At 44.1% G+C, this 20,521-nt stretch carries 24 protein-coding genes; 10 read left to right on the top strand and 14 right to left on the bottom strand.

Features of this window, described 5'->3' with window-relative positions:
* Positions 1–53: 53 nt before the first annotated feature.
* Complete coding sequence (locus C3F22_RS15655; RefSeq protein WP_104426935.1) at positions 54–464, bottom strand: DUF2946 family protein; 411 nt, start codon at positions 462–464, stop codon at positions 54–56.
* 92 nt (positions 465–556) lie between these two features.
* On the bottom strand, positions 557–1,087 hold the full coding sequence (gene def / locus C3F22_RS15650; protein ID WP_004780730.1) for a peptide deformylase: 531 nt from the start codon (positions 1,085–1,087) through the stop codon (positions 557–559).
* 120 nt (positions 1,088–1,207) lie between these two features.
* Between def and C3F22_RS15645 the strand changes: the two genes are divergently transcribed.
* Genes C3F22_RS15645 through C3F22_RS15635 form a run of 3 tightly spaced genes read left to right on the top strand, consistent with a single transcriptional unit; the run spans position 1,208 to position 4,169 of the window.
* On the top strand, positions 1,208–2,362 hold the full coding sequence (locus C3F22_RS15645; RefSeq protein WP_104426934.1) for a LysM peptidoglycan-binding domain-containing protein: 1,155 nt from the start codon (positions 1,208–1,210) through the stop codon (positions 2,360–2,362).
* 57 nt (positions 2,363–2,419) lie between these two features.
* Complete coding sequence (gene dprA, locus C3F22_RS15640) at positions 2,420–3,559, top strand: DNA-processing protein DprA (RefSeq protein WP_104426933.1); 1,140 nt, start codon at positions 2,420–2,422, stop codon at positions 3,557–3,559.
* Between the two features lie 40 nt (positions 3,560–3,599).
* Complete coding sequence (locus C3F22_RS15635) at positions 3,600–4,169, top strand: L-threonylcarbamoyladenylate synthase (RefSeq protein ID WP_034171542.1); 570 nt, start codon at positions 3,600–3,602, stop codon at positions 4,167–4,169.
* 397 nt (positions 4,170–4,566) lie between these two features.
* Here the strand turns inward: C3F22_RS15635 and C3F22_RS15625 are convergent, their stop codons facing one another.
* Positions 4,567–5,478 carry a DMT family transporter gene (locus C3F22_RS15625; RefSeq protein WP_104426932.1) on the bottom strand — a complete coding sequence of 304 codons (912 nt, stop codon included), beginning with the start codon at positions 5,476–5,478 and terminating at the stop codon, positions 4,567–4,569.
* Positions 5,479–5,669: 191 nt separating this feature from the next.
* On the opposite strand from C3F22_RS15625, the gene C3F22_RS15620 reads away from it, so the two are divergent.
* The 4 genes from C3F22_RS15620 to C3F22_RS15605 all read left to right on the top strand — a co-directional run bounded on the left by C3F22_RS15620 (position 5,670) and on the right by C3F22_RS15605 (position 8,291).
* Entirely contained in the window at positions 5,670–6,215 is a 546-nt protein-coding gene (locus tag C3F22_RS15620; protein ID WP_104426931.1) for a glutathione peroxidase, read from the top strand.
* 174 nt (positions 6,216–6,389) lie between these two features.
* The gene (locus tag C3F22_RS15615; protein ID WP_004780720.1) at positions 6,390–6,935 is read left to right on the top strand and encodes a glutathione peroxidase; all 546 of its coding nucleotides are present in this window, start codon (positions 6,390–6,392) and stop codon (positions 6,933–6,935) included.
* Positions 6,936–7,143: 208 nt separating this feature from the next.
* Positions 7,144–7,521: an RcnB family protein gene (locus tag C3F22_RS15610; RefSeq protein WP_104426930.1), complete on the top strand. Its 378-nt coding sequence runs from the start codon at positions 7,144–7,146 to the stop codon at positions 7,519–7,521.
* A 164-nt stretch (positions 7,522–7,685) separates the two neighbouring features.
* A complete protein-coding gene (locus C3F22_RS15605; RefSeq protein ID WP_104426929.1) occupies positions 7,686–8,291 on the top strand; it encodes a primosomal replication protein PriC in 606 nt (201 codons plus the stop codon).
* 68 nt (positions 8,292–8,359) lie between these two features.
* Here C3F22_RS15605 and C3F22_RS15600 read toward each other — a convergent pair whose 3' ends face one another.
* From C3F22_RS15600 to C3F22_RS15550, 11 genes are all read right to left on the bottom strand, one after another.
* Entirely contained in the window at positions 8,360–9,736 is a 1,377-nt protein-coding gene (locus tag C3F22_RS15600; RefSeq protein WP_104426928.1) for an NAD-dependent succinate-semialdehyde dehydrogenase, read from the bottom strand.
* Between the two features lie 376 nt (positions 9,737–10,112).
* Entirely contained in the window at positions 10,113–10,532 is a 420-nt protein-coding gene (locus C3F22_RS15595) for a F0F1 ATP synthase subunit epsilon (RefSeq protein ID WP_004780711.1), read from the bottom strand.
* A gap of 26 nt (positions 10,533–10,558) precedes the next feature.
* Entirely contained in the window at positions 10,559–11,953 is a 1,395-nt protein-coding gene (gene atpD / locus C3F22_RS15590) for a F0F1 ATP synthase subunit beta (RefSeq protein WP_004780710.1), read from the bottom strand.
* Positions 11,954–11,983: 30 nt separating this feature from the next.
* A complete protein-coding gene (atpG, locus tag C3F22_RS15585; RefSeq protein WP_004780708.1) occupies positions 11,984–12,853 on the bottom strand; it encodes a F0F1 ATP synthase subunit gamma in 870 nt (289 codons plus the stop codon).
* Between the two features lie 88 nt (positions 12,854–12,941).
* Positions 12,942–14,486 carry a F0F1 ATP synthase subunit alpha gene (gene atpA, locus C3F22_RS15580; protein ID WP_004780707.1) on the bottom strand — a complete coding sequence of 515 codons (1,545 nt, stop codon included), beginning with the start codon at positions 14,484–14,486 and terminating at the stop codon, positions 12,942–12,944.
* 45 nt (positions 14,487–14,531) lie between these two features.
* Positions 14,532–15,068, bottom strand: a complete 537-nt coding sequence (locus tag C3F22_RS15575) for a F0F1 ATP synthase subunit delta (protein WP_004780705.1) — start codon at positions 15,066–15,068, stop codon at positions 14,532–14,534.
* Between the two features lie 12 nt (positions 15,069–15,080).
* Positions 15,081–15,551, bottom strand: coding sequence for a F0F1 ATP synthase subunit B (locus C3F22_RS15570; protein ID WP_004780703.1), 471 nt, complete (start codon positions 15,549–15,551; stop codon positions 15,081–15,083).
* A gap of 39 nt (positions 15,552–15,590) precedes the next feature.
* A complete protein-coding gene (gene atpE, locus C3F22_RS15565) occupies positions 15,591–15,836 on the bottom strand; it encodes a F0F1 ATP synthase subunit C (RefSeq protein WP_000424060.1) in 246 nt (81 codons plus the stop codon).
* An 82-nt stretch (positions 15,837–15,918) separates the two neighbouring features.
* Complete coding sequence (gene atpB, locus C3F22_RS15560; protein WP_004780701.1) at positions 15,919–16,794, bottom strand: F0F1 ATP synthase subunit A; 876 nt, start codon at positions 16,792–16,794, stop codon at positions 15,919–15,921.
* 104 nt (positions 16,795–16,898) lie between these two features.
* On the bottom strand, positions 16,899–17,297 hold the full coding sequence (locus C3F22_RS15555; RefSeq protein WP_004780700.1) for an ATP synthase subunit I: 399 nt from the start codon (positions 17,295–17,297) through the stop codon (positions 16,899–16,901).
* A 170-nt stretch (positions 17,298–17,467) separates the two neighbouring features.
* Positions 17,468–18,307: a metal ABC transporter solute-binding protein, Zn/Mn family gene (locus tag C3F22_RS15550; protein ID WP_104426927.1), complete on the bottom strand. Its 840-nt coding sequence runs from the start codon at positions 18,305–18,307 to the stop codon at positions 17,468–17,470.
* Between the two features lie 145 nt (positions 18,308–18,452).
* Here C3F22_RS15550 and C3F22_RS15545 point away from each other — a divergent pair, with 145 nt between their 5' ends.
* Genes C3F22_RS15545 through znuB form a run of 3 tightly spaced genes read left to right on the top strand, consistent with a single transcriptional unit; the run spans position 18,453 to position 20,518 of the window.
* Positions 18,453–18,950 carry a transcriptional repressor gene (locus C3F22_RS15545; RefSeq protein WP_005233384.1) on the top strand — a complete coding sequence of 166 codons (498 nt, stop codon included), beginning with the start codon at positions 18,453–18,455 and terminating at the stop codon, positions 18,948–18,950.
* Positions 18,932–19,714, top strand: coding sequence for a zinc ABC transporter ATP-binding protein ZnuC (gene znuC / locus C3F22_RS15540; protein ID WP_005233382.1), 783 nt, complete (start codon positions 18,932–18,934; stop codon positions 19,712–19,714). Before C3F22_RS15545 ends, znuC begins: the two co-directional genes overlap by 19 nt.
* 3 nt (positions 19,715–19,717) lie before the next feature.
* Entirely contained in the window at positions 19,718–20,518 is an 801-nt protein-coding gene (znuB, locus tag C3F22_RS15535) for a zinc ABC transporter permease subunit ZnuB (RefSeq protein ID WP_104426926.1), read from the top strand.
* The last annotated feature ends 3 nt before the right edge of the window (positions 20,519–20,521 follow it).

Here is a 20,521-nt window from a genome sequence, read left to right as displayed (position 1 = left end):
CATAAATTGAACACGGCCTAAGTCAGTAAAGACCCAGGCAAAACAACGTGGATTTATGCAAACAGTGGCGGTGCCCGTCCCTGCGGGATTAAAAAGAGTCGCTGAAGGATAAACCAGACATGCTTAAAGGCTTGTTCAAAAGCCAATAGTCTGACCTGAATTCGATCCAGGACTTCTTTCACTTCAAGCTCAGGCGGCAAAACCAGGTTGCCATAGACAGTACAGTACTGACACTGATGACTGGCATCGTGTTCATGCGCTATGGAGTCCGAGGAAATAGGATGCTGATCAAGATGATGAGCAGGATGTTCAGAATGAACATGCGAGGAAACTAAAAGGGCACGCGTGATGGTTTCACAGACCGGAGCAACCTGATATTGCTTCGGCAGCAAAGGCTGTAAGAATACAGCAATCTGTAGAAATACCGCTAGAAAGGAAAGTAGCAGACCTCCCCGCAGAACCATAGGCAAACCCTTAAATTTATCCAGGCTGAGTATAACAAAACCCAATCAAAATTGGGCTTTTTGAATCATAAAAATTGCTTGGAAAAATAATTTTAGCGTTTAACTGCAACTTTTTCCTTATTGCGCTGGCGAACCAGTTTTTCTACTTTTTCACGAGCACGCTGACGTTTTAATGGCGACAGATAATCCACAAAAAGTTTACCATTTAAGTGATCCATTTCATGTTGGATGCACACAGCGAGAAGTCCATCAGCCTCTTGTTCAAAGGGTTGACCATCCAGACCAATTGCCTCAATTTTTACGCGTGACGGACGCTCAACTTTATCGTATATTTGAGGAACTGATAGACAGCCCTCTTCATAAGGCTGTGTTTCTTCAGTCAATGGTGTGATTTTGGGGTTAATGAACACCATGGGTTGATCTTTGTTTTCAGACAGGTCCATCACAATCAGCTGAATATGACGATCGACTTGGGTCGCGGCGAGTCCGATGCCTGGCGCTTCATACATGGTTTCAAACATATCTGCAGCGAGCTGACGAATTTCATCAGTAACTTCTTCGACTGGTTGTGCAATGGTACGAAGACGGGGATCCGGGAAACTTAAAATAGGTAATAAGGCCATACTGCGTCCTCAATTATGCCATTGATCAAAAACCCAAATGAAGGGAATGCTTCATCAAAAAAATGTGTGTAAGATCGTTATTATAACGCAATTACGCACATAATTTTAGGAATTATGATAATGAAAAAGGTTTTGAAGGGCATGCCATTTTTTAGTGCCTTGGGGTTAAAAAATCAAATGCTCGCACTGGCAGTTTGTGTCGGAGTGAGTATGGGCACAATGTATTCAGCCGAGGCAGCTCCTGCCCGCAACGTCAATCCACCTGCTTTAAAAGCCAGTGCGCCTAATGTCTACGTGGTCAAAAAAGGCGATACATTGTGGGATATTTCAAAACGTTTCTTAAAAAATCCGGTGCGTTGGCCAGAAATCTGGGCCAGTAACAAGCACGTGAAAAATCCACATTGGATTTTTCCAGGTGACCGCCTGTTGATGTGTGACTATCAAGGTCGTCCAATTATCGGTAAAGACGAAGGTGATGGCTGTGAAGGTATCATCAGTCGTTATATCGGTAGTACTTCATTACAACCACAGGTTCGCGTTGAATCTTTAAATAATACGATTCCAGTGATTCCATTAGCGCATATCCAGCAATGGTTGGAACGCTATACCATAGTGGCAGCTGATTCAGTTCAGGGTACGCCTTATATTCTCGGCACTGCAGACCAGCGCGTACTGGCCGGTAAAGGCCAGAAGGTCTATGCACGCGGCAATGGTCTGGTGGTTGGCCAGCGTTATGCGGTGTATCGTGAGGCAGACCCTTATGTCTTTACCGATGCCAATGGCAAGAAATACACGGCTGCTCTAGAGCTGCAACAGGTTGCTTCCGGAATCGCAGTACGTGGCGAAGGTGATGTCACCACGCTGGAATTGACAGATAGCTACAATGCCGAAGTGCGTCGTGGTGACCGTGTATTACCTGAATACGATCCGATGTTGCCTACCCTGTTCTATCCAGTGAATGCAGAAAATACGGTTGCTGGTGGTCAGATTGTGCGTGTACTGGGTTCAATTGGTACAGCAGCACGTCATAGTGTCGTGACGATTGACCGTGGTACGGCACATGGGGTTCAGACTGGTCATGTCTTTAGCGTAAACCAGAAAGGTGAAGTCGTGACTGATCCGAAAACCAAAGAGCGCGTACAGCTTCCAGGTGAGCGCATTGGCAATGTGATGGTCTTTAAAACTTTTGACCAGCTGAGCTATGCTTATGTGCTGGAAAGTGAGTTACCTATCAAGGTGGGTGCCAATATTCAAGCGCCATTGTTAGATGAATAATAGATTGATCTAACTTTACAACTGAAAGAATAAGAAGACACACATATAGGTCTCGATATGCTGAACTCTTTATCACGCGTGCAACTGGAAATACTGACGTTATGGTATCTGGTTCAGCATTCTCTTTCGAGTTTCTATAAAATCAGTCAGCATTATTCAAGTCTGACCACAGCCATACAGCCTGATCAGGTGCCTACCTGGCAGGCGCTTGGCATTCATGCCAATCATGTCCAACGCTTAAAAAACTTCTCGCTTCCAGAATCACAACAGAAATTTCAGCGCTGCCTGGAAAAAGTTCAGCGAGATAGTGATTTTGTTCTACTCTACCATGATCTGCACTATCCGCAGCAACTCAGCCACTATGTAGACAAACCACCGATTATTTTTGGCCAAGGTCAGCCGGATACTCTGCTACAAGCCCAAATTGCAGTTGTGGGAAGTCGCAAGCCGAGTCCTCATGGCTGGCAAGTAGCTTATGATTTTTCCTTTTATTTGAGTGAACAGGGTTTCTATATTAATAGTGGATTAGCACAAGGCATAGATGAAGCTGCTCATCGGGCAGGATTAAAACATCAGGGAACCATTGCAGTGATGGGAACCGGACTGGATCAGACCTACCCTTCTCAACATGCACAATTGCGCCAGGAGATTATTGCGCATGGTGGTGCCGTCATTACCGAGTTTCTACCAGAAACCCTACCGTTGCAGCATCACTTTCCACGGCGTAACAGGATTGTCAGTGGCTTAAGTCTCGGGGTCATTGTGGCTGAAGCGACCTTAAAAAGCGGCTCTCTGATTACGGCCAAACTGGCTGCCGAACAAGGCAAGACTGTATTTGCCATTCCGGGACATATTTATAGTGAATATCATAAAGGTTGCCATCAGCTGATTCGTGAAGGCACGATTCTGATTGATCACCCGCAACAGGTGATTGAAGAACTGGCTCTGGCAACCCAATGGCAAGCCTTACAAAATGAAGTACAACATGACATGGCGGATGAACTTCCTACACACATACCGCCCCATTTGCTCAGACTTTATAACCAGCTGGACTGGGTCGGACAGGATCTGGATCATCTCAGTCATCATCTGCAACAGGATGTTTCTTCTCTCACCGGTCAATTGATGGAACTGGAGCTACTTGGCTTTTGCACCCAGCAAGCCGGCATGTATCTACGTTGTCGTCCGCATAAATAAGGTTCACAATAGACACTTCTTGTTTTGATAAGGTATACACATGATCACCACCTCTGTTGCCGAAGCAGCTGAATGTCTCAAAGCTGGACAGGTCTTGGCATACCCTACAGAGGCTGTTTGGGGTTTAGGTTGCGACCCCTATAATGAACAGGCATTTCACCAGATTTTAACCTTAAAACAGCGCCCGATTGAAAAAGGCGTGATTTTACTCGCAGCTCATATTTCACAAGTGGAACATTTACTTCAGGATCTAAGTGAAGAAATGCGTGAAAAAGTAATTGAGTCCTGGAGTAATGATCGACCTACAGACCGGGCGACCACCTGGCTACTCCCTGCCAATGACGATATTCCAGGCTGGATTAAAGGCAAACACCCTAAAGTGGCAGTGCGCGTGACCACTCATCCTCTTTGTGTAGCCTTGTGTCAGGCTTTTGGCGGTTTTATTGTTTCAACCAGTGCCAATCCTGCCGGCTTAGAACCTGCACGTTCCCTGCAAGATGCCATGCGTTATTTTGGTCAGGATCTGAATTATCTGAATGGTGATCTGGGACTGAGCCAGAAACCAAGCCGGATTATTGATGCCGTAACAGGTGAAATTATTCGTGACTGAGCCTTTGCTCAGTCATTTTTCTTTTCAAGTCGACTAAAGTTTTAAGACAAAAAAAAGCTCAACCATATAGGGATGGTTGAGCATAAAAAAGGATGTGTATCAATCACATCCAGAGGGTATCGAAATCTCTGGACATTTCAGCAACAGTTGCTGATCTGCGATGGAGCGTATTATGGGCGAACAGTTTAAAAAAAACAAATATATTTTAGCTCTTAGAAAGCAGCTTAAACCTATGATTAATCAATCATTATTTTAAAAAAATTCAAATTATCTTGCTCTTTTTAAAGTGCTTTTTAAAGAACCTAAAACCTCCCATCCTCGACTAAAGTCTATTTGTCTTTATTTACGAGATCATTCAAGCAAAAAAACTAAGTTTGTTTGTTCGTTTTTTAGGCAATTATTTGGCTTTTAGCAGCACCGGCGCCATGGTTTTTTTCTGGGCCAGTACAATGCCGAACAGAATAATCGCCCCACCAATACTGTGATAAATGGTCCAGGCCTCTTTTAACCAGACCAAGGCAATTAAAGCAGTAAACACCGGCATCAGGTTCATAAAGATACTGGTACGGTTCGGCCCCAGACGCTGAATCGCCATCATCCACAGCAAAGGTGCAATCAGTGACGGGAAAATACTGGCGTAGATGACGCTGCCAGCATTGGCCAGATTAATGACATCTAGACCCAACCAGGCCACAAACGGCAGGTGATACAGCAATGCAAATAGAATCTGCACATACAGGCTCAGCATGAGCGGAATCTGCAGCTGCCATTTTTTCAGAAAGACCCCGTAAAAGGCATAAAAAAATACGGCAATAATCATCAGCAGATCACCCCACTGGCCGCCAGCATGCAGCAACCCCCACGGATTACCCTGCCCCATCACATAGATCAGCCCGGCAAAGGACAACAGACTGCCAATAATCGCATAGCGATTCGGGATATCGCGCAGAATCAGCATCGACACAAAAATGGTGAAAATTGGAATAAAGGCATTAATAATGCCCATATTGGTGGCGGTGGTGTAATGTGCGGCGGTATACGCCAGGCCCTGATACAGCACCAGACCAAAGGCACTCAGCACTGCCAGCTGTTTCAGATGCGGGACGATCAGGGCACGTTCACGAATCACTCGCGGCAGAATAAACGGGGTCAGAATCAGAAAGGCAAAAAACCAGCGATAAAAACTGATGCTCACCGGCGAAATAAAGTCCGTCACATAGCGGGTCACGACAATATTCAGTGACCAGATCAGGACCGCAGTCAATGGAAGCAGCATGGCCCACCACATTGTTTTTTGCTGCTGCGTCATAACTTCATCCTTGTCTCTATCTATTGTTAATCTATACCTTCTTGGCAAGTGCCTAAGCATAATTGATTTTTCAACTAAAATTAATGCTATTTGTAGCCGGCAAGTAAGCATTTCACTGATTCCGACTTGTACTATATTTAAATACCCGTTAAAACAAATAGCCCTTATTCATTTAATAAAAAGGAAATCTGATGAGCACTTCTGTGTATGACATTCCGGTAAAAACGATTCAAGGAACGGACACGACGCTGAACCAGTATCAAGGCAAAGTCTTGCTGTTGGTAAATGTGGCATCAAAATGTGGCCTCACTCCACAATACGAAGGCCTGCAAAAACTTTATGATGATAAAAAAGCCGAAGGACTGGAAATTTTAGGCTTCCCTTCCAATGATTTTCTGGAACAGGAACCTGGAAGTGAAAAGGAAATTCAGGAATTCTGTTCCCTGAACTATCAGGTGGATTTCCCGCTGTTTGCTAAAATTCCAGTCGTGGGTGAAGCTAAACATCCTTTGTATGCTACTTTGACTCAAGCTGTGCCAGAACGTATCGGTGAAGGTCCGTGGTGGAAAGACCTGGTCGACTATGGCCTGACTCCAAATGAACCACCTGAAGTCCTCTGGAACTTTGAAAAGTTCCTAGTGAACAAACAGGGTGAAGTCGTTGCACGTTTTGCACCGGATATCACGGCAGATGATTCACGCCTGCTGGATGCAATCAATGCTGAGCTTGCTAAATAAGTCTTTTTAAATAGGTCGGTTGCAACTGATGATCAGTTTAGCCGACCTGGCTCATAGGCATGAACATTGAATTTCATATTTTTTTCAAAAACTTATCTAAAATTTATGTTTTCTGAAACCGCCAAGACCCGATAAAACATGAGTCTATTTCCATAACAATTCGAGCAAAACAATATGAGTCAGTCCATTTATGAGATTCCGGTAAAAACCGTCACTGGAAAAAATACGACTTTGTCCGATTATCAGGACAAAGTCCTGCTGATTGTGAATGTCGCATCGAAATGTGGTTTAACCCCACAATATGAAGGACTGCAAAAACTTTATAATGAGAAAAAAACCGAAGGACTGGAAATTCTGGCTTTTCCTGCGAATAACTTTAAAGGTCAGGAACCCGGCACAGATGAGGAAATTCAGCAGTTCTGCAGTTTGAACTATAATGTGGATTTCCCGCTATTCTCCAAAATCTCTGTCGTGGGTGAAGATCAGCATCCTCTTTACCATTATCTGACCCAAGCTCAGCCGCAACGTACAGGCGGCGAAGATTTTGCAGAGCGCCTGAAAAGTTTTGGCAATACGCCAAATGAATTACCAGAAGTGCTATGGAACTTTGAAAAATTCCTGGTCAACAAGCAAGGTGAAGTGGTCGCGCGTTTTGCACCCAATATTCCGGCAGATGATGCTCGCTTGCGAGATACGATCAATGCAGAATTGGCTAAATAATTTGTAACAGTAATGTAAGTATTTATTTCAAGAATAGATACTTATTCTTTATATTAAAATCAAATACTTAAAACCATATTTACGTAGCTCTAAAATCTCCATGATTTACACTTAATTTTTATTTTTCTACAACAATTCATTCCATATTTATCAATGAGTTGAGCCTAATATGCAGTTATCCCAAGAGAGATAACGATAGGTTCAAAACATGAAAAACTTAGTAAAAGCAGTCATATTTTCATTATCTAGTGCACTTGTGGCGACTTCAGCTTTTGCTGCAGCTCCAGAGCATCACTCGCAACACCATCAGCCACAAAAAACGCATGTTCAGCAGCATGCACAGCATAAAGCCCCTGCACACGATCAACAGCATAAACAGGTACATAAGAAAGTAGATCCTTCACGCGATTGGCGTGTAGGTCAAAAAGTACCGGCTCAGTTTCAGAGCAAAGTGTACAAGGTAGACCACAGCAAATACAAAAGACTCAGCAAACCTGGTAAAAACCAGCAATGGATCAAAGTGAATGGTGACTATATCCTGACCAATGTGATGAGCCATAACATTATCAAAATTATTGCAGGATAAGTTTTATCCTCCTCGGTGAAAAAAGAGTGCTTCGGCACTCTTTTTTAATGTCTTAATCATTTGTATTCAAAATATTTGTTATTACTTTGCAACAATCTTTTTTATCTCCACATTTTATTCTTATAGTCATGCCTTAGAACCACCTGCACCGAGACCACGATTTCATGTCCAAGATTCTTGTAAATGCTCTTCTTCCTTTTGCATTATTTAGCTCAGGCATTTTATTAATGGGCTGTGAACAGGCGACCGAAGCACCGGTCGAGCAAGAACAAAGTACTCTTTCTACTGATCTTGAACCTGCACAGCAAAGTGATCGCACGACGACTGCGCAAACAGAGCTGAAGTCTGGCAATATGTTTTATATGGTGCGTGATGTGGCTGATCTGCAATTCAAGGCAGGCAGTTATGTTGAACAGTTAAAGCAGACCCAAACTGATCTGCAAACTGCGGTAGATACTAAAGATACCCAGCAACTGCAAGCTACAGCAGGCAAGTTACAACAACAGTTGACAGGCTTTAATCAGGCCTTAAGTGAACTGAATTTAAAAAGTCAGGAAATTGATCAGGTACGTAGCAATATCATGAGTGCCAATCAACAGGTTCTAGCTTCTCCTTTACTGAATGGCCAAGTCGATTTCAGCCGGGTTGATTTAAAGAAAATTGAAAGCCAGATGGTCAGTGTGCAAGCTGAAATGCTTAAACTGGCAGGCATACTGATTCAAAACCCAGATAAAGACGCTTCATCAGAAGCTGAACCAGAAAACACCTGATTTACGTTGATATCTCGTTCAAAAAGAAGCCACTGTTTAAGTGGCTTCTTTATTTTAAAAATTCAATATTATTTTTTTGGGCTTTTCACCACTACCAATCGTTTCTGCACAAATTCTTTGAAACCATCAATTGAAAGTTCATGACCATAACCTGAATTTTTGATCCCGCCAAATGGTAGCTCTGGCGCAGTGTCGGTATACCAGTTAATCCAGATCATGCCGGTTTCTACACGTGAAGCCAGCTTTTTCGCCCGCTCAATATTTTGTGAATGAATCACGCCTCCGAGACCATAATTGGAATCATTGGCAATCGATACAATTTCATCTTCATCTTTTGCCACATAAATTTGAGCGACCGGGCCAAAGAATTCTTCATACCAAGCCGGATTATCACGGCTGATATTTTCCAGAATAGTTGGCTGATAGAAATTACCTTCATGTTCATAAGGCTTACCACCAGTCAAAACTTTCGCGCCATTCTCTACAGCTTTATCCACCTGCTTAGTCAGTTTTTCCAACGCATCTGCTGAAGACAGTGGGCCAAGAGTAGTTTCAGAATCCAATGGATCACCAATTTTTAAGCCTTCAAAGACCTCGAGCATGCCCGCTTTAAATTGTTCTGCAATTTTCTCATGCAGGATAAAACGTTTAGCTGCTGTACAAACTTGCCCCGTGTTATTAACGCGTGCCTGACAGCCAATTTTGATCGCTTTTTCCAGATCAGCATCATCCAGCACAATGAATACATCATTACCACCCAATTCTAATGTGGATTTGGTGACATGTTTACCGGCCTGCCCCGCTACTGCACGCCCTGCACCTTCTGATCCCGTAAGAGCAACGCCTTGTACACGTGGATCTGCGATAATATCTGCGACCTGATCACTACTGATAAACAGATTAGTCCACACACCTTTCGGTGCGCCTGCATCAAGAATCAACCGTTCAAAGGCTTCAGCACATTGCGGAACGATGCTGGCATGCTTGGCTACCACAGGGTTACCAATTGCGCAGTTGGGGGCAAAGACACGCATCAATTGATAGAATGGGAAGTTCCAGGGTTCTACCGCCATAATAATGCCTAAGGGATGATGTTCTACCCAAGCTTCTCCCAGTTCCGTTTTATAAGAAACTGGCGCTAAAAACTCTTTGGCATGATCAGCATAGTATTCTGCAATTTTGGCGCAGGTTTCGATTTCACCTTCACTTTGCTTAATCAGTTTCCCCATATCCTGGGTCATAAGCTTGGCCAGTTCAGCTTTTTGCGCTCGCATGTTGGTAGCCAATTTACGCAGTACTGCAATACGGGTATCAACCTGCTGTGACCATTCTGACTTTAGAATTTTTTCTGCAGTATCCAAGGCATTCTGGATATCTTGATCAGTATGTGACGGATAATCTTTTAATTTCTGGTTGTTAAACGGGTTAACGGATTGATAACTCATAATTAGATCCCTGCTTGGCCAATTCAATTTTTATAAATGGATAACAACGTGATTCGCGTCGTGACAGAGGTAGTAGAACCGTGAAGCTTTTTACTGAATAAATCTGGAAAGCTTAAAGACGCCATATCAACTTAGCATTGTTTTTTTCTGACTATGACTTTGCTTACAGATTGGTTCAAAAGATTACGCAGCGCAGGTAAAAGTTATATCGAGTGGTACAAATTGGGGTTATATAGTTTTCTTAAAATAATTATTCATAAAGCTAAAATTTGGTAATTTTTTTCAAAATATTTATAAAGCATGCATGAGCAAAATAGTTTTTATATGTATAAAAAAACCACCCTTTCGGGTGGTCTCTTCAATCTTAAACCAGCAATTACATTGCACGGTTTTTGATTTTGCGGATCGTTTCCAGCTGAGCAGCAGTTTCTGCAAGAGCAGCCAAAGCAGCAGCAGAGTCCAAATCGCTCTTTTGATTTGCTAGCAATTGTTCAGCGTGTTTACGCGCTTCAATAATTGCAGCTTCATCCAAGTTTTCTGCACGGACTGCTGTATCAGCAAGAACCGTAACAACATGCGGTTGAACTTCTAGAACACCACCAGATACATAGATTAATTCTTCTGTACCGTTTTCCAAAATAACGCGGATCGCGCCAGGTTGGAGCAAAGTTACCAGCGGAGCGTGACCAGGCATAATACCTAACTCACCGCCAGCACCTTTAGCAATTAGCATAGTTACAGTGCCTGAGTACAAAGACTCTTGAACACTTACAACGTCACATTGCATAGTCGCCATGAGAATCTCCTAAATTAGGGAACTAATTAAAGTTTCTCAGCTTTAGCAATCACTTCGTCAATACCACCAACCATGTAGAACGCTTGTTCTGGGATGTGATCGTATTCACCAGCTAGAAGACCTTTAAAGCCACGAATCGTTTCTTTAAGCGGTACAAGTTTACCAGGAGCACCAGTAAACACTTCAGCTACGTGGAACGGTTGAGAGAAGAAACGTTGGATCTTACGTGCACGGTATACAGTAAGTTTGTCTTCTTCTGACAATTCGTCCATACCAAGAATTGCGATAATGTCTTTCAATTCTTTATAACGTTGAAGAACGTTTTGAACTGAACGAGCGATTTCGTAATGCTCAGTACCAACTACAAGTGGATCTAGCTGACGTGAAGTAGAGTCAAGTGGATCGATCGCAGGGTAAATACCTTGAGAAGCGATGTCACGGCTCAATACAACAGTTGCGTCCAAGTGAGCGAACGTAGTTGCAGGCGATGGGTCAGTTAAGTCATCGGCAGGTACGTATACCGCTTGGATTGACGTAATAGAACCAGACTTAGTCGATGTAATACGTTCTTGAAGAACACCCATCTCTTCTGCAAGAGTCGGTTGGTAACCTACTGCAGATGGCATACGGCCTAGAAGTGCTGATACTTCAGTACCTGCTAGTGTATAACGATAGATGTTGTCGACGAACAATAGTACGTCACGGCCTTTACCGTTTTCGTCTTTTTGATCACGGAAGTACTCAGCCATAGTCAGACCAGTCAACGCTACGCGTAAACGGTTACCTGGTGGCTCGTTCATCTGACCGTAGACCATTGCTACTTTGTCTAGAACGTTAGAGTCTTTCATCTCGTGATAGAAGTCATTACCTTCACGGGTACGCTCACCAACGCCAGCAAACACAGATAAACCTGAGTGAGCTTTCGCGATGTTGTTGATCAACTCCATCATGTTTACAGTTTTACCAACACCGGCACCACCGAACAGACCAACTTTACCACCTTTCGCGAACGGGCATAGTAAGTCGATGACTTTAATACCAGTTTCTAGAAGGTCAGTAGAAGCCGCTTGTTCTGCATAAGAAGGCGCTTGACGGTGAATTGGTAAACGCTCTTCAGTCGCAACAGGACCAGCTTCGTCGATCGGGCGACCAAGAACGTCCATGATACGGCCAAGAGTCGCTGTACCTACTGGTACAGAGATCGGAGCGTTAGTGTTAGTTACGTTCAAACCACGCTTAAGGCCTTCAGTAGAACCCATTGCAATAGTACGAACTACGCCATCACCAAGTTGTTGCTGAACTTCTAAAGTAGTTTCAGTACCGTCAACTTGGAGAGCGTCATAGATCTTAGGAACGCTGTTACGTTCAAACTCGACGTCGATAACCGCGCCGATGATCTGAATGATACGACCGCTACTCATTGCTGTCTCCTCAATTCAAACTAATATATGTTAAACGGCAGCGGCACCACCAACGATCTCAGAAATTTCCTGAGTAATCGCGGCTTGACGCAGCTTGTTATAAATAAGTTGCAGGTTCTTGATCAATTCACCCGCATTATCAGTTGCAGCTTTCATTGCAACCATACGAGCAGACTGCTCACACGCGATGTTTTCGATCACACCTTGATACACCACAGACTCGATGTAACGAACCAACAAGCCATTTAAAAGCTCTTCAGCTTCAGGCTCGTAGATGTAGTCCCAACCGTATTGACGGTTAAGCGTCTTGTCTTCTTCAGCAGCTGCCAAAGGAACAAGCTGTTCGATCTTTTGGTTTTGAGTCATGGCGTTGACAAAGCCGTTAGAAACCAGATAAATACGATCTAATTCGCCTTTATCATAAGCGTCTAACATCACCTGTACAGAACCAGATAACTGTTCAAGACTTGGAGTGTCGCCCACTTGAGTGGTCGCACCAAGCACTTTACCGCCGTAGTTTTTAAAAAACGAAACCGCTTTTTGACCAATCAAAGCAAATTGAACTTCAATTGACTGCTCTTGTTGCTGCTGAACGTGTTTTACCACTTTCTTGAACAGGTTAATGTTCAAACCACCAGCAAGGCCACGATCTGAAGACACAATGATATAGCCAACGCGCTTAACAGGACGTTCAACCATATAACGGTGTTTATATTCAGGATTCGCTTGTACCAAATGAGCAATTACACGGTGCATATTTTCGGCATACGGACGGCCTTGAGCCATGCGCTCTTGCGCACGACGCATCTTAGAAGCTGCTACCATCTGCATCGCGCGAGTAATTTTCTGCGTGCTTTTGATACTAGCTACTTTGGCGCGAATTTCTTTTAAATTTGCCATACGCTTAACCTAGTATTCGAAGGCCCTTACGAGCCCTCGAAGGTTGATTCCGTGAACCAAACCAACACAAATCTAGCAAGTTGCTAAATTAGTAAGTTTGAGTCGCTTTGAATTTTTCAATACCAGCTTTGAATTCAGCTTCGATATCTTTATCCCAAGCACCAGTCTCGTCAATTTTTTGCATTAATGCAGCGTGTTCTGAACGGAAGTAAGCAATTAACGCAGCATCAAAGTCTACGATTTTCTTAACTTCTACGTCAGCCATGTAGCCTTCGTTAGATGCATAAACTGATACAGCTTGGTCAGCGATTGAGTATGGAGCATATTGTTTTTGCTTCATCAACTCAGTTACGCGTTGACCGTGTTCAAGCTGTTTACGAGTTGCTTCGTCAAGGTCAGAAGCGAACTGAGCAAACGCTGCCAATTCACGGTACTGTGCAAGTGCAGTACGGATACCACCAGACAATTTCTTGATGACTTTAGTCTGCGCAGAACCACCAACACGAGATACAGAGATACCCGCGTTCACAGCAGGACGAATACCTGCGTTGAACAATGATGTTTCAAGGAAGATCTGACCATCAGTAATCGAAATTACGTTGGTCGGTACGAATGCAGATACGTCACCTGCTTGAGTTTCAATAATCGGCAATGCAGTTAATGAACCAGTTTGGCCTTTAACTTCACCGTTAGTGAATTTCTCAACGTAGTCAGCAGATACACGAGAAGCACGTTCAAGTAGACGTGAATGTAGATAGAACACGTCACCTGGATAAGCTTCACGACCTGGTGGACGACGAAGAAGCAATGAAATTTGACGATACGCAACAGCTTGTTTAGACAAGTCATCATAGATGATCAGAGCGTCTTCACCGCGGTCACGGAAGTATTCACCCATTGTACAGCCAGAGTATGGTGCCAAGAACAGCATTGCTGCTGGATCGGCTGCAGCTGCTGCTACAACAGTTGTATACGCCATAGCGCCAGTTTCTTCTAGCTTACGTACTACGTTTGCGATAGTTGATTGTTTTTGACCAACTGCAACATAGATACATTTAATACCAGAGTTTTTCTGAGCGATGATCGCGTCGATCGCCATAGCTGTTTTACCAGTCTGACGGTCACCAATGATCAACTCACGTTGACCACGGCCTACTGGGATCATTGTATCTACTGATTTATAACCAGTTTGTACAGGTTGATCCACTGATTGACGCCAAATTACGCCTGGTGCTACTTTTTCAACAGCATCAGAAAGTTTTGCATCAATAGGGCCTTTACCATCAATTGGGTTACCCAAAGCGTCTACGACACGGCCAAGAAGTTCAGGACCAACCGGAACTTCTAATACACGACCGGTACAACGAGCTTTTTGACCTTCTTGAAGGCTTAAGTAGTTACCTAAAACAACGACGCCCACTGAATCCTGTTCTAGGTTCAGTGCCATACCGTATAAGCCGCCGTCGAATTCGATCATTTCACCGTACATTGCATCAGCAAGGCCGTGAATGCGCACAATACCGTCGGATACCATAACAATGGTACCTTCGTTTTTAGCGGTCGCGCTGGTGTCCAGATCGCCGATACGCTGTTTAATGAGCGCACTGATCTCGGATGGATTCAGTTGTTGCATTGCGCTATACCTCAATCTTTTTAAAGTTCAGTCTTCTTATTGCAATTAAGCTAGAAGACGAGTACGCATTTTTTCAAGCTTATTAAGCGCAGAATCATCTATCACTTGGTCGCCTGCACGAATAACCACACCCGCGATTAACGCCGGGTTAACTTCTACAGAAACATTTACTGCGGCATTGAATTTTTTCTCTAACGCATGAGTAAGAAGTTGTTCCTGTACAGAAGTCAATGGGAATGCTGATTCAATTACAACATCCACAGTATTGTTATTCTGTGATTTGAGCTGTTCATATTCTGCAGCGATTTCAGGAAGCAAAGCCAAACGTGCGTTTTCAGCAAGCATAGTCAAAAAGTTTGACACTGCAGGCGTTTGGTCTTCGCCTAAAACTTTAGCAAAAAGTGCCACCTGCTCAGCAGGTGTCAACTCAGGGCGATTTAGATAAGCTGAAAATGCTTCGTCTTGCACCGCAGCACTGAGCAATTCAAGTGCAGTTGACCAAGAGTCAGCTGTACCTTGCTCAGAAGCGTAAGCAAATGCTGCTTTAGCGTAAGGGCGTGCCAACGTCAAGAGTTCAGCCATAATCCGCCTCTCTTAAAGTTTAGCAGCCAGCTGAGTCAGCATGGCATTGTGAGCTTCTGCGTCAACTTGCTGGCTAAGAATTTTCTCAGCACCAGCAACTGCAAGAGCAGCCACTTGTTGACGTAATTCTTCGCGAGCAGCATTGATTTCAGTATCAACAGCTTCTTTAGCTTGTTGACGAATACGCTCACCTTCAGCTGACGCTTGAGTACGAGCTTCTTCGACCAATTGCGCTGCACGACGGTTCGCTTGTTCGATCAATTGAGCCGCTTGTGCTTTTGCCGCGTCCAGTTCAGCTTTCACTTGTGCTTGCGCATCTGCAAGGTCAGCCTTCGCTTTTTCAGCAGCATTTAAGCCATCAGCGATTTTACGCTGACGTTCACTAATCGCATTGATTAGTGGTGGCCATACAAACTTCATGCAGAATGCGACGAAAATCGCAAACGCAATCGCTTGGCCAAACAATGTGAGGTTGATATTCATTGCAAATTCCTCAAATAGTGAATTTCGGAATTAAGCTGATTAACCTACAAATGGATTAGCGAAGATGAAGAACAAGCCAATACCAACACCGATCATAGGCACAGCATCAAGAAGACCCGCGATTAAGAACATACGAGTTTGAAGTTGTGGAGCCAATTCTGGTTGACGAGCTACAGCTTCAAGGAAACGGCCGCCTAGAAGACCAAAACCAATCGCAGTACCTAAAGCACCGAAAGCGATCAAGATAGCAGATGCAATTGCAACTAGACCTAAAGTGAGTTCCATGATAATTCCTCAGAGGTTAGGTTTATACCAAATTAAGTTAAAAAATTGTGCCCAACCATCCCGTGACAGTTAGGCAATACCATTAATGCTTTTCGCTTGCCATGCTCAAGTATACGATAGTCAGCATCATGAAAATGAATGCTTGTAGCGTAATAACAAGAATGTGGAAGATCGCCCAAGGCACAGATAACGCCCACTGGATCCAGAACGGTAATAACGCGATAAGAATGAAGATTAACTCACCCGCATACATGTTACCGAATAGTCGTAGAGCCAATGAAACTGGACGTGCAAGGAAGGTTACCAATTCCAGAATCAAGTTCACTGGAATAAGAATCGCTTTTGCAACTGGGTTACTTGGGTTAAATGGGTTAAGTGCTAGTTCACCAACGAAGCCGCCAACACCTTTTTCACGGATGCTGTAGAACAAGATAAGTGCAAATACAGACAATGACATACCAAGGGTAATGTTAGGGTCAGTAGATGGAACGATCTTGAAGTATACGTGGTGTGGATCAATACCAAACAGGCCACCAATCACGTGTTGAGCGACATAAGGAATCCAGTCAACCGGGATAAGGTCCATCAAGTTCATGAGGAAAATCCACACGAAGATGGTTAGCGCTAGTGGAGCGATCAAACGCGATTTACCATGGAAGGTATCGCGTACACTTGAGTCAACAAACTCGATAATCATTTCGATTGCAGACTGGAACTTGGTAGGAACACCAGAGTTTGCAGCTTTCGCTACGAGCCAGAATAACAAGCAGAAAATGATACCGAGGCCGATTGACCAACCCATTGAATCCAAGTGAATAGCAGTGAACCCCATCTGTTGAGCTTCAGCACCATTCTCGGCCAATTTCCATGTACCGTCTGGCATTTTGCCATAGGTCATATTGGTCAAGTGATGCTTGATATACTCGGTCGAAGTAAGGGCATGTTCTTCAGCAGCCATAAATCACACCTGGTCAATGTCAAAAAACTATAGAACAAACGAATATCGCGTGCTGCTTGATATCTCGCCTGCTCCTAAAAAAACTTTTCAATTTTTTGTTGTGTTTAAACTCGTTTTTGTAGACGTGACACCCAAAAAGGAGCGACCCACGACATGGCTTGAACGAGCATAAAACCACAAAACAACGCAACCGGGGATAACGGCTTGACATTGCTTAAAATTAAAATGAAACCAACAATCACAATTGCAAACTTGCCCATCAGGCCTTTATACATGTTCGAAAGAACCTGCTTAGATGCCCGGGCTCCTGCCGCTCGAAATGATTGCCATGAAAAATAACAACTCGCAAGCCAGCAGACGAACGCCCCCAAAGCGGCACTCAAGGCTAAGGTTGAGTCTTTCACGACCCAGCCAATCAAGGCTGAAACAGGAATCATTAATGCTTGTAAGAGGACTAAAGCTTTCGCTAATCGTCGGTCAATCAAGCGACTAGTTCGGCTCATTATTTATTCACTCACAGCAAGCATGCTTGACAAGTTTAGCTGATGATTATTTTTAATCGCAGGCATTATAGAGTTACACCCCTGAACATGCAATCTTTTCCCGACCTTAGTCGTGTTTTTTTCAACAGATCAAATGCTGGCAAACTAATCAAAACTTGATTATTTTTAAATCATTGATGGGCATTTAACACACATTTACGGGTTTGCTCGGCCAATTTCTGCCAGGCCTGGATAAAGTCCCCTGCCCCACTCATGCTTTCATCGACCCTCTGGAACACAATCGGTTTCAGTTTACGGTACTGATTTTCACCAGCATGTGCTTCTGCCAGCAGACACATTTTGCTCTGCACACGACTGTCTTGCAGATACTTGATCTGCGCCACGGTTGGTGACACATGTGGATCATCCGTCAAAGCCCCCATGAACTTCAGGTTCAATGGGCGTTCCAGATATTGATAGGCATCATGATAGGACCAATAAGGTTTAGCTTTACTTGTAGAATTATAACGCTGTGCAGTCAAAAACATGGTTTGGGCAAAGTCACGCGCATTTTTCCAATAGGCTTCCCGATGCTCAGGCAGCTGCTGAGAACGTAAGGCTGCAATAAAGAAACCGATACGTACCGCATTATTGGGATCGAGCCAGACATGGGTATCGACAGTATCTTTTAAGGCTTGCCCACGTGGATTACGCATTGGCAAAATGGTCAGAATACCCGAATCTAAAATCGCGATACTTTTATTGTTATTGTTCAATACTTTTGCCAACGGTGCTTCATGTGCCTGCCCTAACCAGATCATCAGACCAGCATCCTGAATTGTTTTACGGTGTGCTGGGGTCAGGCTGACATCATGACCGCTTTGATTGGCCAATAATAAAGTCGGCTGTTCCACGCCTTGAGTAATGGACTTGGCAATCAGATAAATCGGCTGCGTTGAAACCACTAGACTTTGCGACCAGCTTAGGGTGCTGAACAAAGTCAGGCTACACAGGGCAAGGAAACGGAACATGAAGAGAAATCGCTATATAAGGACAAATTTGATAGTGTTATAATATAACAAAATTACAAAAATACCTATGCCCAATCGAAACTCTGGACGCTTCATGTTAAGATTTGAAATCTTTTAATTTTCAGTTTCGCACCTGAGGTGAACTATGGGTTCATGTTCGCACGAACACCACAATGCATTGCACGGCGTACACGACCATCCAAATGTCGCGCAGCGTCTGGCCGAAGCAGAGAGTCTTTGTGCGGCAAGTGGCGCACGCCTCACTCCTTTACGCAAAGAGGTACTGGAACTGATTCTGAATGCAAGCGGCCCGATGGGTGCGTATGATCTGCTGGCACAAATGAAAAATGCCAGCGACCGTCCTGCTGCCCCACCAACGGTGTACCGTACACTCGACTTTTTATTAGAAAAAGGCTTTATTCACCGCCTGACCTCTATTAATGCCTATATTCCCTGCTGCCATCCGCGTGAAGGCCATCAGGCGGCATTCTTGATTTGTACTGAATGTAAAGCCGTAAAAGAAGCATCTGCACAAGGTTTATTAGAACAACTGGATGCCTTGGCGGCTTCAGACGATTTTAGTGCACACCACAGCATTATCGAAATTTCAGGAATCTGTCAGCAGTGTCGCAACAAAGCTTGAATGCATCACCCTTGATCCAGCTTTCCAAGATTTGGGTCAATATTGATGATCGTGACATTTTAAAGGCCATTGATTTCTCTTTGCAGGAGAAAGAGATTGTTACGCTGATTGGTCCGAACGGTGCCGGTAAGTCGACCTTAATAAAGGTCATGCTTGGGATCGTCAAACCGAAATCCGGTGAAATCAAAACGGCGCGCAAGCTGAAATTCTCTTATGTGCCACAGAAATTCAATCCTTCACATAGTTTACCGCTACGTGTCAAAGATCTGTTGGCGTTAGAAAAATGCCCTTCAGCTATTAAAGCTGAAATTATCCGTGATACCGGTATTGCCAAACTGGAAAATTCTAAAGTACAACAGCTTTCCGGCGGTGAACGTCAACGTGTTCTGCTAGCACGTGCCTTATTACGTCAGCCGGATATTCTGGTACTGGATGAACCGATGCAGGGACTGGATATTCAATCCGAAGCTGAACTGTATGAATATGTGCGTAGCCTGCCGGAAAAATATGGCTGTGCCATTTTAATGGTATCACATGACCTGCAATGGGTGATGCAAGGTACGCATCGTGTGGTATGCCTGAATAAACATATCTGCTGTAGCGGCCTGCCAGAAAGCGTACAGCAGCATCCAGAATATCAAGCCATTTTTGGTACCAACCGGGTGTTCTACCAGCATCATCATGACCATTGTGCGCATGGTGATTCAGCCACACCATGCCAGCACGATTCACGCCCCCACATTCACCCCGAGCCGGAAGCTTAAGCCATGATGGATTGGTTATCTCTCCTATTACCTGCATGGATTATGGGAACACTTTTGGTGTTCCTGACCGCACCACTCGGCTGTCTGATGTTATGGCGCCGTATGTCTTTCTTTGCTGACACGATGGCACATGGCACTTTATTGGGTGTGGCCATTGCAGGTGCACTCAGTTTGCCATTATGGACTGGTGTCACCTTAATCGCCTTACTATTGGTGGCGATTTTATGGGTACTTCATGACCCACGTCTCCCAAATGACGCGTTGTTAGCATTATGTTCAGCAACCCTATTATGTTCTGGCTTATTGTTCATTCAACATTTACCAAGTTTAAGACCAGAACTGCTGAGTTATCTGTTCGGTGATTTGCTGACGATTTCCTGGAATGATTTACCGACTTTTGCTGTGGTGATTATTGTTGCACTGGCTGTGATTTATAAAAGCTGGCAGGCACAGATCCAGATTGCCATTGATCCTGATATGGCGATCAGTGAAGGGGTGAATGCAAAACTGCAACGTCTGATCTTTATGCTGTTATTGGCATTGTTTACTGTATTGGCATTACGTGCGGTCGGTTCACTCTTGATGGGTGCATTGCTGGTGATTCCTGCACTCACTGCTCGCCTACTGGCAAATTCTCCTCGTCAAATGGTGATCTGGGCTTTTGTGATTGCACAAATTGGTGTGACAGTCGGACTCTGGTCAAGTGCAGGTCTGAATACGTCAACAGGTCTAACCATTGTGCTGACCATGTCAGTGTTGTTTGCTGCTATTTTTATCCTGCAGAAGTTTAAAAAACTGGCTTAAGAC

Source organism: Acinetobacter sp. ACNIH1 (genome assembly GCF_002934695.1).
Taxonomy (GTDB): domain Bacteria; phylum Pseudomonadota; class Gammaproteobacteria; order Pseudomonadales; family Moraxellaceae; genus Acinetobacter; species Acinetobacter variabilis.
The sequence above is the reverse complement of the archived record's forward strand: the minus strand, read 5'-3'. Positions and strand labels throughout refer to the sequence as shown.

What these genes read in the sequence shown, in the direction of transcription:
- C3F22_RS15655 (WP_104426935.1), bottom strand. Translation starts at nt 464, where the DNA reads ATGGTTCTGCGGGGAGGTCTGCTACTTTCCTTTCTAGCGGTATTTCTA.
- def (WP_004780730.1), bottom strand. Translation starts at nt 1,087, where the DNA reads ATGGCCTTATTACCTATTTTAAGTTTCCCGGATCCCCGTCTTCGTACC.
- C3F22_RS15645 (WP_104426934.1), top strand. Translation starts at nt 1,208, where the DNA reads ATGAAAAAGGTTTTGAAGGGCATGCCATTTTTTAGTGCCTTGGGGTTA.
- dprA (WP_104426933.1), top strand. Translation starts at nt 2,420, where the DNA reads ATGCTGAACTCTTTATCACGCGTGCAACTGGAAATACTGACGTTATGG.
- C3F22_RS15635 (WP_034171542.1), top strand. Translation starts at nt 3,600, where the DNA reads ATGATCACCACCTCTGTTGCCGAAGCAGCTGAATGTCTCAAAGCTGGA.
- C3F22_RS15625 (WP_104426932.1), bottom strand. Translation starts at nt 5,478, where the DNA reads ATGACGCAGCAGCAAAAAACAATGTGGTGGGCCATGCTGCTTCCATTG.
- C3F22_RS15620 (WP_104426931.1), top strand. Translation starts at nt 5,670, where the DNA reads ATGAGCACTTCTGTGTATGACATTCCGGTAAAAACGATTCAAGGAACG.
- C3F22_RS15615 (WP_004780720.1), top strand. Translation starts at nt 6,390, where the DNA reads ATGAGTCAGTCCATTTATGAGATTCCGGTAAAAACCGTCACTGGAAAA.
- C3F22_RS15610 (WP_104426930.1), top strand. Translation starts at nt 7,144, where the DNA reads ATGAAAAACTTAGTAAAAGCAGTCATATTTTCATTATCTAGTGCACTT.
- C3F22_RS15605 (WP_104426929.1), top strand. Translation starts at nt 7,686, where the DNA reads ATGTCCAAGATTCTTGTAAATGCTCTTCTTCCTTTTGCATTATTTAGC.
- C3F22_RS15600 (WP_104426928.1), bottom strand. Translation starts at nt 9,736, where the DNA reads ATGAGTTATCAATCCGTTAACCCGTTTAACAACCAGAAATTAAAAGAT.
- C3F22_RS15595 (WP_004780711.1), bottom strand. Translation starts at nt 10,532, where the DNA reads ATGGCGACTATGCAATGTGACGTTGTAAGTGTTCAAGAGTCTTTGTAC.
- atpD (WP_004780710.1), bottom strand. Translation starts at nt 11,953, where the DNA reads ATGAGTAGCGGTCGTATCATTCAGATCATCGGCGCGGTTATCGACGTC.
- atpG (WP_004780708.1), bottom strand. Translation starts at nt 12,853, where the DNA reads ATGGCAAATTTAAAAGAAATTCGCGCCAAAGTAGCTAGTATCAAAAGC.
- atpA (WP_004780707.1), bottom strand. Translation starts at nt 14,486, where the DNA reads ATGCAACAACTGAATCCATCCGAGATCAGTGCGCTCATTAAACAGCGT.
- C3F22_RS15575 (WP_004780705.1), bottom strand. Translation starts at nt 15,068, where the DNA reads ATGGCTGAACTCTTGACGTTGGCACGCCCTTACGCTAAAGCAGCATTT.
- C3F22_RS15570 (WP_004780703.1), bottom strand. Translation starts at nt 15,551, where the DNA reads ATGAATATCAACCTCACATTGTTTGGCCAAGCGATTGCGTTTGCGATT.
- atpE (WP_000424060.1), bottom strand. Translation starts at nt 15,836, where the DNA reads ATGGAACTCACTTTAGGTCTAGTTGCAATTGCATCTGCTATCTTGATC.
- atpB (WP_004780701.1), bottom strand. Translation starts at nt 16,794, where the DNA reads ATGGCTGCTGAAGAACATGCCCTTACTTCGACCGAGTATATCAAGCAT.
- C3F22_RS15555 (WP_004780700.1), bottom strand. Translation starts at nt 17,297, where the DNA reads ATGAGCCGAACTAGTCGCTTGATTGACCGACGATTAGCGAAAGCTTTA.
- C3F22_RS15550 (WP_104426927.1), bottom strand. Translation starts at nt 18,307, where the DNA reads ATGTTCCGTTTCCTTGCCCTGTGTAGCCTGACTTTGTTCAGCACCCTA.
- C3F22_RS15545 (WP_005233384.1), top strand. Translation starts at nt 18,453, where the DNA reads ATGGGTTCATGTTCGCACGAACACCACAATGCATTGCACGGCGTACAC.
- znuB (WP_104426926.1), top strand. Translation starts at nt 19,718, where the DNA reads ATGATGGATTGGTTATCTCTCCTATTACCTGCATGGATTATGGGAACA.